This window comes from Clostridium sp. 1001271B_151109_B4, assembly GCF_015670405.1.
Lineage (GTDB): Bacteria > Bacillota > Clostridia > Clostridiales > Clostridiaceae > Clostridium.
Genome location: NZ_JADPBQ010000011.1, coordinates 23,483 through 35,960 on the forward strand (window position 1 = coordinate 23,483; position 12,478 = coordinate 35,960).

At 34.4% G+C, this 12,478-nt stretch carries 10 protein-coding genes and 1 other annotated feature; all 10 genes read left to right on the forward strand.

The window, feature by feature from the left end; all coding sequences use genetic code 11:
• Positions 1-4: 4 nt before the first annotated feature.
• On the forward strand, positions 5-1,198 hold the full coding sequence (gene tuf / locus I4V63_RS09025) for an elongation factor Tu (RefSeq protein ID WP_196000962.1): 1,194 nt from the start codon (positions 5-7) through the stop codon (positions 1,196-1,198).
• Between the two features lie 176 nt (positions 1,199-1,374).
• The gene (rpmG, locus tag I4V63_RS09030; RefSeq protein ID WP_042402281.1) at positions 1,375-1,524 is read left to right on the forward strand and encodes a 50S ribosomal protein L33; all 150 of its coding nucleotides are present in this window, start codon (positions 1,375-1,377) and stop codon (positions 1,522-1,524) included.
• A gap of 50 nt (positions 1,525-1,574) precedes the next feature.
• Positions 1,575-1,805, forward strand: a complete 231-nt coding sequence (secE, locus tag I4V63_RS09035; RefSeq protein WP_196000963.1) for a preprotein translocase subunit SecE — start codon at positions 1,575-1,577, stop codon at positions 1,803-1,805.
• Between the two features lie 38 nt (positions 1,806-1,843).
• A complete protein-coding gene (nusG, locus tag I4V63_RS09040; RefSeq protein ID WP_196001043.1) occupies positions 1,844-2,365 on the forward strand; it encodes a transcription termination/antitermination protein NusG in 522 nt (173 codons plus the stop codon).
• A gap of 81 nt (positions 2,366-2,446) precedes the next feature.
• On the forward strand, positions 2,447-2,872 hold the full coding sequence (gene rplK / locus I4V63_RS09045) for a 50S ribosomal protein L11 (protein ID WP_042402288.1): 426 nt from the start codon (positions 2,447-2,449) through the stop codon (positions 2,870-2,872).
• A 59-nt stretch (positions 2,873-2,931) separates the two neighbouring features.
• Complete coding sequence (rplA, locus tag I4V63_RS09050; RefSeq protein ID WP_196000964.1) at positions 2,932-3,621, forward strand: 50S ribosomal protein L1; 690 nt, start codon at positions 2,932-2,934, stop codon at positions 3,619-3,621.
• A gap of 45 nt (positions 3,622-3,666) precedes the next feature.
• Positions 3,667-3,798: a sequence feature (ribosomal protein L10 leader region), on the forward strand.
• A gap of 36 nt (positions 3,799-3,834) precedes the next feature.
• Positions 3,835-4,338, forward strand: coding sequence for a 50S ribosomal protein L10 (gene rplJ, locus I4V63_RS09055; RefSeq protein WP_196001044.1), 504 nt, complete (start codon positions 3,835-3,837; stop codon positions 4,336-4,338).
• Positions 4,339-4,371: 33 nt separating this feature from the next.
• The gene (gene rplL, locus I4V63_RS09060) at positions 4,372-4,737 is read left to right on the forward strand and encodes a 50S ribosomal protein L7/L12 (protein ID WP_042402292.1); all 366 of its coding nucleotides are present in this window, start codon (positions 4,372-4,374) and stop codon (positions 4,735-4,737) included.
• 332 nt (positions 4,738-5,069) lie between these two features.
• On the forward strand, positions 5,070-8,777 hold the full coding sequence (gene rpoB, locus I4V63_RS09065) for a DNA-directed RNA polymerase subunit beta (RefSeq protein WP_196000965.1): 3,708 nt from the start codon (positions 5,070-5,072) through the stop codon (positions 8,775-8,777).
• Between the two features lie 21 nt (positions 8,778-8,798).
• The gene (gene rpoC / locus I4V63_RS09070; RefSeq protein ID WP_196000966.1) at positions 8,799-12,335 is read left to right on the forward strand and encodes a DNA-directed RNA polymerase subunit beta'; all 3,537 of its coding nucleotides are present in this window, start codon (positions 8,799-8,801) and stop codon (positions 12,333-12,335) included.
• Positions 12,336-12,478: the final 143 nt, after the last annotated feature.

Sequence of the window (12,478 nt, forward strand, 5' to 3'; positions counted from 1 at the left end):
TAAAATGGCAAAGCAAAAGTTCGAAAGAAGTAAACCACACGTAAATATCGGAACAATCGGTCACGTAGACCACGGTAAGACTACATTAACAGCTGCTATCACAACAGTATTAGCAAACAGAGGATACGCAGAAGCGTTCAACTATGCTGATATCGATAGAGCACCAGAAGAAAAAGAAAGAGGAATCACAATCAACACTGCACACGTTGAGTACGAAACAGAAAACAGACACTACGCTCACGTTGACTGTCCAGGACATGCTGACTACGTTAAGAACATGATCACTGGTGCTGCACAAATGGATGGAGCAATCTTAGTTTGTTCAGCTGCAGATGGTCCAATGCCTCAAACAAGAGAGCATATCTTACTTGCATCAAGAGTAGGTGTTGACTATATCGTAGTATTCTTAAACAAAGCAGATATGGTTGATGATGAAGAATTATTAGAATTAGTTGAAATGGAAGTTAGAGAATTATTATCTGAATACAACTTCCCAGGAGATGATATTCCAGTAATTAAGGGATCAGCTTTAAGAGCATTAGAAAACCCAACAGATCCAGAAGCAACAGCTTGCATCATGGAATTAATGGATGCAGTAGATAGCTACATCCCAACACCAGAAAGAGCTACAGATAAGCCTTTCTTAATGCCAATCGAAGACGTATTTACAATCACAGGTAGAGGAACTGTTGCAACTGGAAGAGTTGAAAGAGGTATCTTACACGTATCTGATGAAGTAGAAATCGTTGGATTAATGGAAGAAAAGAGAAAAGTAGTAGTAACAGGAATAGAAATGTTCAGAAAGTTACTAGATGAAGCACAAGCTGGAGATAACATCGGAGCATTATTAAGAGGGGTTCAAAGAACTGAAATCGAAAGAGGTCAAGTTTTAGCTAAAACTGGATCAGTAAACCCACACAGCAAGTTCGTAGGTCAAGTATACGTACTTAAGAAAGATGAAGGTGGTAGACATACTCCATTCTTCGATGGATACAGACCACAATTCTACTTCAGAACAACAGACGTTACAGGATCAATCAAATTACCAGAAGGAATGGAAATGGTTATGCCTGGAGACCACATCGATATGAACGTTGAGTTAATTACTCAAGTAGCTATGGATGAAGGTTTAAGATTCGCTATCAGAGAAGGTGGAAGAACTGTAGGTTCAGGAGTTGTTACTTCTATAATTGAATAGTAGATTAATTACTTCATATATAAAGGGCTGGGTTAGTTTACCTAGTCCTTTACCAAGCTAATATTATTGACATAATATCGCTTTTATGATAGAGTGTTTAAGTAATTAACGAATTAGGTAACACAATATCATATATATACTTATATAATTATTTGGATAAACTGGAGGTGCAGACTGTGAGAGTAAAAGTAACATTAGCATGCACAGAGTGTAAGCAAAGAAATTACAACACAATGAAAAATAAGAAAAACAACCCAGACAGAATGGAAATGAATAAATATTGCAGATTCTGTAAAAAACACACACAACACAAAGAAACTAAATAGTTCGCTTTAGAGTGATGACACGTACTCACAATAGTTAAGGATGTGAAGTAATGGCTATTAAAGAAAATGTAAATATTAATACTAAAACTTCTGAAAAAAGAGGGCTTTCTAAGTTTTTTAGAGAACTTAAGGCAGAGGTTAAAAGAATAACTTGGCCTTCTAAAGATGACACAAAAAAAGCGTTAATTGCAGTAGGCGTAGTCGTACTAATATATATAGTATTAGTAGGCGGGTTAGATTATATTTTTACAAACCTCTTTAAATTGATTTTTAAACTATAATAAAGGAGGTTTAGGTGAGTTTCTCATCTATAGTAAATATGAGTGAAAGAGCTAGATGGTATGTAGTACATACATATTCAGGTTACGAAAACAAGGTTAAAGCAAATATTGAAAAGACCGTAGAAAATAGAAATCTTGAAAATCTACTTCTTGATATACAAGTTCCTATGGAAGAAGTTATTGAGGAGAAAGATGGTAAACAAAAGGTTTCTTTAAAGAAGAAGTTTCCGGGATATGTGTTAGTAAAAATGCTTATGACTGATGAGTCATGGTATGTGGTTAGAAATACTAGAGGTGTAACAGGATTTGTTGGCCCAGGTTCTAAACCAGTACCTCTTACTGATGAAGAAGTTGAATCAATGGGTGTTGTAGAGCTGCCTATAGATATAGACTTAGAAGTAGGGGAAAGTGTAAGAGTTATCTCAGGACCGCTAAGAGAATTTGTAGCGATAATCCAAGAGATAAGTGTTGAAAAACACAAGATAAAAGCTTTAATAGATATGTTCGGCAGAGAAACGTTAGCTGAACTAGATTTTAACCAAGTTGAGAAATTAGTTTAGTATTTAAAATATAAAACTAATGTTTTTAATTAAGTGGGAGGACAAAAAGTCCGTATTACCACAGTATAGGAGGAATATTAAATGGCTAAGAAAGTAACAGGAATGATTAAATTACAACTTCCTGCAGGTAAGGCAACACCAGCACCACCAGTAGGTCCAGCATTAGGACAACACGGTGTAAACATTATGGGATTCTGTAAGGAGTTTAACGCAAAGACTGCTAATCAAGCTGGATTAATAATACCAGTTGTTATAACAGTATACCAAGATAGATCTTTTAGTTTTATCTTAAAGACTCCTCCAGCTGCAGTTCTAATTAAGAAGGAATTAGGATTAGAAAGCGGATCAGGAGTTCCTAACAGAACAAAAGTTGGAACATTAACAAAGGATCAAGTTAGAAAGATCGCTGAATTAAAAATGCCAGACTTAAATGCTGCTACAATCGAAACTGCAATGAGCATGATCGAAGGTACTGCTAGAAGTATGGGTGTTACAATCGCAGAGTAATTCTGATTTTTTAATAAGTGGGAGGTAAAAACCGCTAAAACCACGAAGGAGGCATAACAATGGGAAAGAAATATGTTGAAAGTTCAAAATTAGTTGATAAGAACGTTTTATATACACCAGCTGAAGCTTTAGATTTAGCTGTAAAAACTGCAAAAGCTAAATTCGATGAAACTATCGAATTACACGTAAGATTAGGGGTAGACCCAAGACACGCTGACCAACAAGTTAGAGGAGCAGTTGTTCTTCCAAACGGAACTGGTAAAAGTGTTAAAGTATTAGTATTCGCTAAGGGAGCTAAAGCTACAGAAGCACAAGAAGCTGGAGCAGATTTCGTTGGAGCTGAAGAATTAGTTCAAAAGATCCAAGGTGAAAACTGGTTTGACTACGATGTAGTAGTTGCTACTCCAGATATGATGGGTGTTGTTGGTAGATTAGGTAGAGTATTAGGACCTAAGGGATTAATGCCAAACCCAAAATCAGGAACAGTAACATTTGATGTAGCTAAAGCTATAGCTGATATCAAAGCAGGTAAAGTTGAATATAGAGTTGATAAGACTGCTATCGTTCACTGCCCAATCGGAAAAAAATCATTTGGTGTTGAAAAGTTACAAGAAAACTTCCACGCTTTAATGGATGCATTAGTTAAGGCTAAACCAGCTGCTGCTAAGGGACAATACGTTAAATCTGTATCAGTTTCAAGCACAATGGGACCTGGAGCTAAAATTAATCCAACAAAAGTTTTAGATTAATATTGACATAATGAAATTAACATAGTATAATGAATTTCGTTGTGAAAAAAGAGAATACTGTTTCCGTAGACAGTAGGTGCCGTAAGGTTTAAAGTAATCGCCTGCCTAGGATAACTAGATAAGTGATTATTTATTTGGTCTTCCTGTGTCTATGGGAAGACCTTTCTTAATATATATTACAGTTAATAACTGTGAGGAGGTGGACACACAGTGATAAAGAAGAACAGACAAATCAAAGAAGCTAAAGTAGCTGAGATTAAAGAAAAGTTAGAAAAAGCTCAAGGTGTAGCATTAGCTAGTTACCAAGGTTTAACAGTTGAAGAAGATACAATGTTAAGAAAGAGCTTAAGAGAAGCTGGTGTTGAATATAAAGTTTACAAAAACACATTAGTAACATTAGCTGCTAACGAATTAGGTTTAGGTGATTTAGTTCAATACTTAGAAGGACCAGTTTCAATAGCTTTCGGTTACGAAGATGCTACTGCTCCTGCAAGAGTATTAAATGATTTTGCTAAAGATCATAAGAAGTTAGAATTAAAAGCAGGTATTGTTGACGGTATTGTTTACGACAAGGCTGGAGTTGAAAAACTTGCAACAATCCCATCAAAAGAAGTTCTTATTGCAAAACTTCTTGGAAGCTTCAAAGCTCCATTATCAAACCTTGCATACTTATTAAATGCAATTAAAGAAAAAAAAGAATCAGAGTCAGCTGAATAATAAACTGATAAAAATTTTGGAGGTGCAATTAAAATGACAAGAGAAGAAATCATTCAAGCTATAAAAGAAATGACTGTTTTAGAATTAAACGAATTAGTAACTGCTTGCGAAGAGGAGTTTGGTGTTAGCGCTGCTGCTCCAGTTGCTGTTGCTGGTGGAGCTGTTGCAGGTGCTGCAGCAGAAGAAAAGACTGAGTTTGACGTAGTATTATCAAATGCTGGTGCAAACAAGATCAAAGTTATCAAAGTTGTTAGAGAAATAACTGGATTAGGATTAAAGGAAGCTAAGGAAATAGTTGACGGAGCTCCTAAGACATTAAAAGAAGCTGTTTCTAAAGAAGAAGCTGAAGACATGAAAGCTAAATTAGCTGAAGTTGGAGCTGAAGTAGAAGTTAAGTAATTTCTTAACTTATATATAAAAAGGTGCTTTATAGCACCTTTTTTAATGCCCAAATCATGAAAATTTTTCAAAAATTAGAATGAGAAATGTTTTTTTGAGAATACTATTATATTATTGGAGTGTAATTAATATACAAAAGTGTTGACAAAAAAAAAAGGGTATGTTACTATCATTAAATGTACTATTCATTATGGATAATTATATATTCTTGCGAAAATAAGTATAATCAAGTTTAAAAATGGTTATACTATAACGTGATGCTCTCCGAAAGTATATGTCCTTAGGGAAATTATGCTTTTGGTTATTTTACTTTAAACAAGGGGTGAAAATTCATGGTACATCCTGTCCAAGTCGGAAAAAGAACTAGAATGAGCTTTGCTAAGGTTAAAGATGTAACCGAAATGCCAAACTTAATCGAGGTACAATTAGATTCTTATGAGTGGTTTTTAAGAGAAGGATTATTAGAAGTTTTTGACGATGTTAATCCTATTTCAAACTTCACTGGAAATCTTGTACTGGAGTTTGTAGATTACAAACTTGATATGGATAATATTAAGTATTCAGTGGAAGAGTGTAAGGAAAGAGATTGCACTTATGCAGCTCCATTGAAAGTGTCAGTAAGACTGACAAACAATGAAACAGGAGAAATAAAAGAACAAGAAGTATTTATGGGAGATTTCCCATTAATGACTGAACAAGGTACTTTTATAATTAATGGGGCTGAAAGAGTTATCGTAAGCCAATTAGTTAGATCTCCAGGTGTATATTATAGTAATACTGTTGATAAAAGTGGTAAAAAATTATTTTCATCAACTGTTATTCCTAACAGAGGTGCGTGGTTAGAATACGAAACAGATTCTAATGATGTTATTTATGTTAGAATTGACAAAACAAGAAAACTGCCAATTACAATATTAGCTAGAGCTATGGGTTATGGAAGTGACCAAGAGCTTTTAGATTATTTTGGTGAAGAAGAAAGATTCAAAGCAAGTATTGAAAAAGATAATACTAAAACTAAAGAGGAAGCCTTACTTGAAATCTATAAGAGATTAAGACCAGGTGAACCACCTACAGTTGATAGTGCTGTTTCATTAATTGATTCTTTATTCTTCGATGCTAAAAGATATGATTTATCAAGAGTTGGTAGATACAAATTTAATAAGAAATTAGCTATTAATCTTAGATTAATTAATCAAATTGCAGCTGCTGATATAATAAATCCTTCAACTGGAGAAATAATGGTTGAACAAGGAGAAAAAATAAGCAGAACAATGGCTTCTAATATTCAATGTGCAGGAATTAACTCTGTAGACATTTTAGTAGAAGATAAGGTGTTAAGAGTAATAGGTAATCACTTTGTTGACTTAGAAAAAGTTGTGTCATTTGATGTAAGTGATTTAAACATAAGAGAAGCTGTTCATTATCCTACATTAATGGAAATCCTTGATAATTATGATGATGAGCAATCTATTAAAGAAGAAATCAAAAAGAACATAACTAGATTAATACCTAAACATATTATAAGAGATGATATATTTGCAACTATAAGTTATGAATTAGGATTAGCTTATGGAGTTGGATATACTGATGATATAGACCATTTAGGTAATAGAAGATTAAGATCTGTTGGTGAGTTATTACAAAACCAATTTAGAATTGGTTTATCAAGAATGGAAAGAGTAGTTAAAGAAAGAATGACTATTCAAGATCAAGAAGCAATTACTCCTCAAATGTTAATAAACATTAGACCAGTAGCTGCTGCAATAAAAGAATTCTTTGGTAGCTCTCAATTATCACAATTCATGGATCAAACTAATCCATTATCAGAATTAACACATAAGAGAAGATTATCAGCTTTAGGACCAGGAGGTCTTTCAAGAGAAAGAGCTGGGTTCGAAGTAAGAGACGTTCACCATTCACATTATGGTAGAATGTGTCCTATAGAAACTCCAGAAGGACCAAATATAGGATTAATCAACTCATTAGCAACATATGCAAAGGTTAATGAATATGGATTTATAGAAACTCCGTATAGAATTGTTGACAAAGAAACTGGAATGGTTACAAATGAAATCAGATACTTTACTGCTGATGAAGAAGATTTATACTTAATTGCACAAGCAAAAGAACCAATTGGTGAAGATGGAAGATTCGTGGACAGTAGAGTTACTGTTAGACATAAGCATGATATTTTACAAGTTAATGCTAAAGACGTAGATTTAATTGACGTTTCACCAAGACAAATAGTTTCAGTTGCGACTGCAATGATACCTTTCCTTGAAAATGATGACGCATCAAGAGCACTTATGGGAGCCAACATGCAACGTCAAGCAGTTCCACTATTAAAGCCTCAAGCTCCAATAGTAGGTACAGGAATTGAGTATAGAGCAGCAGCAGATTCAGGAGTATTACCTAAAGCTAAGAACTCAGGTACAGTTGTATATGTTAGTTCATCTGAAATCAGAGTTAAGAGAGATCTTGATGGAGGAATAGACACATATAAACTACTTAAATTCAAGAGAAGTAACCCAGGTACTTGTATAAACCAAAGACCTTTAGTAGATAAGGGTGAAATTGTATTTAAGAACCAAGTGTTAGCTGATGGTCCAGCAACTGACCTAGGAGAAATCGCATTAGGAAAGAATATCAGAATGGGATTCATTACTTGGGAAGGTTATAACTACGAGGATGCTATGCTTATCTCTGAAGAATTAGTAAGAGAAGATGTATTTACTTCTATCCATATTGAAGAATATGAATGTGAAGCGAGAGATACTAAGCTAGGACCAGAAGAAATAACAAGAGATATTCCTAATGTTAGTGAAGATGCTCTTAAAGATATAGATGAAAGAGGAATAATCAGAATTGGTGCTGAAGTTAGATCAGGGGATGTTCTTGTAGGTAAAGTTACACCTAAGGGAGAAACTGAATTAACAGCCGAAGAGAGATTATTAAGAGCTATATTCGGAGAAAAAGCAAGAGAAGTTAGAGATACTTCTTTAAGAGTACCACATGGAGAAGCTGGTATTATCGTAGATGTAAAAGTATTTACAAGAGAAAACGGTGATGACTTAAATCCAGGTGTTAACGAACTTGTAAGATGTTATATAGCTCAAAAGAGAAAGATATCTGTTGGAGATAAGATGGCCGGTCGTCATGGTAACAAAGGGGTTATTTCTAGAGTTTTACCAGAAGAAGATATGCCATTCTTACCAGATGGTAGACCACTACAAATTTGTTTAAATCCACTAGGGGTTCCATCTCGTATGAACATCGGTCAGGTATTAGAAGTTCACTTAGGATGGGCGGCAAGTGCATTAGGATGGCACATTGCAACACCTGTATTTGATGGTGCAACAGAAAAGAATATAGAAGAGTGCTTAGAAAAAGCAGGATACAACGCAAACGGAAAGACTGTATTATATGATGGAAGAACTGGAGAACCATTTGATAATGAAGTTACAGTTGGTATAATGTATATCTTAAAGCTTGCTCACTTAGTTGATGATAAGATCCATGCTAGATCTACAGGTCCATATTCATTAGTTACTCAACAACCACTTGGAGGTAAAGCTCAATTTGGTGGTCAAAGATTTGGGGAAATGGAAGTTTGGGCACTAGAAGCGTATGGTGCAGCTCATACATTACAAGAAATCTTAACAGTTAAGTCAGATGACGTTGTAGGAAGAGTTAAGACTTATGAAGCTATAGTTAAGGGTGAAAATATCCCAGAACCAGGAGTTCCAGAATCATTTAAGGTTCTTATTAAAGAACTTCAAGCTTTATGCTTAGATGTTAAAGTATTAAATGAAGATAACGAAGAAGTTAAATTAAAAGAATTCTCTGATGATGATTCAGAGGAATTAGAAGTAAATATCGAAGGAACTGAAGAACTTGTTACAGAGCAAGTGACAGGAGACGATAGTTACACAACTAATGATGAGGAAATCGACGAAGATATTGATTATGAATCATTTACTTTAGAAGGTTTTCATGAAGAAGAATTAGAATTAGATGATTTCGTTAATGACGAACACTAAAATTGAAGGGAGGATATACCCTTGTTTGAATTGAACAATTTTGATGCAATACAAATCGGCTTAGCTTCTCCAAGCCAAATTAGAGAATGGTCTAGAGGTGAAGTTAAGAAGCCAGAAACAATTAATTATAGAACTTTAAAACCAGAAAGAGATGGTCTATTCTGTGAAAGAATATTTGGACCTATGAAAGACTGGGAATGTCATTGTGGTAAATATAAGAGAGTTAGATATAAGGGAATTGTTTGTGACAGATGTGGAGTTGAAGTTACAAAAGCTAAAGTAAGAAGAGAAAGAATGGGGCACATTGAGTTAGCTGCCCCAGTATCTCACATTTGGTACTTTAAAGGAATTCCTTCAAGAATGGGATTACTTTTAGATATGTCACCAAGAGCTTTAGAAAAAGTTCTATACTTTGCTTCATATGTAGTTATTGACCCTAAAGAAACTTCTCTTTTAAAGAAACAACTTTTAAGTGAAAAAGAATATAGAGAAGCTGTAGATAAGTTCGGTGAAGAAAGCTTCGTAGCTGGAATGGGTGCTGAAGCAGTTCAAGAAATTCTTGGCGAAATAGACTTAGAAACAACTTCAAGAGAATTAAAAGAAGAATTAAAGACTAGTAGTGGTCAAAAAAAGGTTAGAATTATAAGAAGATTAGAAGTTGTAGAATCTTTTAGAAAATCAGGAAATGATCCAAGATGGATGGTTATAAACGTAATTCCTGTAATTCCACCAGATTTAAGACCTATGGTTCAATTAGATGGAGGAAGATTTGCTACATCTGACTTAAATGATTTATATAGAAGAGTAATCAATAGAAATAACAGATTAAAGAAGCTTTTAGATTTAGGAGCTCCAGATATTATTGTTAGAAATGAAAAGAGAATGCTTCAAGAAGCAGTTGATGCTCTAATAGATAATGGTAGAAGAGGAAGACCGGTTACTGGACCAGGAAATAGACCTTTAAAATCATTATCTGATATGTTAAAAGGTAAGCAAGGTAGATTTAGACAAAACTTACTTGGTAAGAGAGTTGACTATTCTGGTAGATCGGTTATCGTTGTTGGACCAGAATTAAAGATGTACCAATGTGGTTTACCAAAAGAAATGGCTTTAGAATTATTTAAGCCTTTCGTAATGAAAAAATTAGTTGAAGATGGAGTAGCTCATAACATAAAGAGTGCTAAGAGAATGGTTGAAAGAGTTAACGAACAAGTATGGGATATACTTGAAGAAGTTATTACAGATCATCCAGTTTTACTTAACAGAGCGCCTACTCTACATAGACTAGGGATTCAAGCCTTCCAACCAGTATTAGTTGAAGGTAGAGCAATAAAACTTCACCCATTAGTATGTACAGCATATAATGCTGACTTCGATGGAGACCAAATGGCAGTTCACGTTCCATTATCAGTTGAAGCTCAAGCTGAAGCTAGATTCTTAATGCTTGCAGCAGGTAATATAATGAAACCTTCAGATGGTAAGCCAGTTTGTGTTCCTACACAGGATATGGTTTTAGGTTCATATTACTTAACTATGGATAAAGAAAATGCTAAAGGCGAAGGAATGTACTTTGCAAATGTAGATGAAGCAATAATGGCTTATAACGTAGGTGAAATTGCTGTTCATGCTGCAATTAATGTAAGAATGCACAAAGAAGTGGATGGAGTAGAAAAATCAGGAATAATTAAGACTACTGTAGGTAAGCTTATATTCAATGAATCTATTCCTCAAGATTTAGGATATGTTGATAGAACAAATCCAGAAACAGAATTTAATCTTGAAGTTGATTTCTTAATTACTAAGAAAACTTTAGGAAAGTTAATAGATAAGTGTTACATTAAACACGGACCTACTAATACATCTATAATGTTAGATAAAATAAAAGCATTAGGATACCATTATTCATCTATCGGTGCCGTAACAGTTGCAGCATCAGATATGATAGTACCGGATGCTAAATATGAACTACTTAGAGAAGCTGAAGAAACAGTTGAAAAAGTAGAAAAGATGTATAAGAGAGGTTTCATATCTGAAGATGAAAGATATGAAAAAGTTATTGAAAAATGGAGTAAGACAACAGAAGATGTTGCCAATGCGTTAATGGATAGCTTGGATAAATTTAATCCAATATTCATGATGGCTGATTCAGGAGCCAGAGGATCTAAGGCTCAGATTAAACAATTAGCTGGTATGAGAGGACTTATGGCCGCTCCATCAGGTAAGATTATCGAATTACCAATCAAGGCTTCATTTAGAGAAGGTCTTGACGTATTAGAATACTTCATATCAACACACGGTGCTAGAAAAGGTAATGCCGATACAGCACTTAAGACTGCCGATTCAGGTTACTTAACAAGAAGACTTGTTGATGTATCACAAGATGTTATCGTAAGAGAAGAAGATTGTGGAACTGATAGAGGATTAATCGTAGCTGAAATTAAAGAAGGTAACGAAGTAATCGAAGGATTAGCAGAAAGATTATATGGAAGATATACTGCAGAGGATATTTATGATCCAGAAAGCGGTGAATTATTATTAGCAAAAGATCAATATATTGAATCTCATATGGCTGATAGAATTACAGCAGCAGGAGTTAAGAAGGTTAAAATAAGATCTGTATTTACTTGTAACTGTAAAGTTGGTGTTTGTGCTAAATGTTATGGTATGAACATGGCTACAGCTCAAAAGATCAATATAGGAGAAGCTGTTGGTATAATAGCAGCTCAATCAATCGGTGAGCCTGGTACTCAGCTTACAATGAGAACATTCCATACTGGTGGGGTTGCTACTGGTGCGGATATCACTCAAGGTCTTCCTAGAGTTGAAGAATTATTTGAAGCTAGAAAACCTAAAGGTCTTGCTATAGTTTCTGAAATTGCAGGTACTGTAAGAGTAGAAGAAACTAAGAAGAAGAAAACTGTGTTTGTAATGGCTGCTGATGGCGAAGAACGTAGCTATGACATTCCGTTTGGTTCAAGATTAAGAGTATCTGATAATGATGTTATTGAAGCTGGAGATGAAATTACAGAAGGTTCAGTTAACCCTCATGATATCATGAATATTAAAGGTGTTGAAGGAGCTAGAAGATATTTACTTTCAGAAGTTCAAAAGGTTTATAGACTACAAGGGGTTGATATCAACGATAAGCACTTAGAAGTAGTTGTTAGACAAATGACTAGAAAAGTAAAAGTTTCTGATTCAGGGGATACAGAATTATTACCAGGTACTATGATAGATATGTTTGACTTTGAAGAAGAAAATGCTAGAGTAAGAGAATTTGGTGGAGAAGAAGCTAAGGGAGAAATGGCTTTATTAGGTATAACAAAGGCAGCTCTTGCAACTGATAGTTTCTTATCAGCAGCTTCATTCCAAGAAACAACAAGAGTACTTACAGAAGCAGCTATCAAAGGAAAAATAGATCCATTAATAGGATTGAAAGAAAATGTTATTATTGGTAAGTTAATTCCAGCTGGTACAGGTATGATGAGATATAGATCTGTAAAGCTTGATGTGCCAACAGAAGAGTTAGCAGAAGATAATATTGATACAATAGAATAATACAATGCAATTTTATTGACATGTGTATGCTTAAATGATAAAATACCAATTGTGTGATTTAAAGCTACACTACAGTATGATTGTCTACATGATTTATGGAGGCATTCTGTATAGCATGCCTCTATGATCTTTAATTAAGGAGG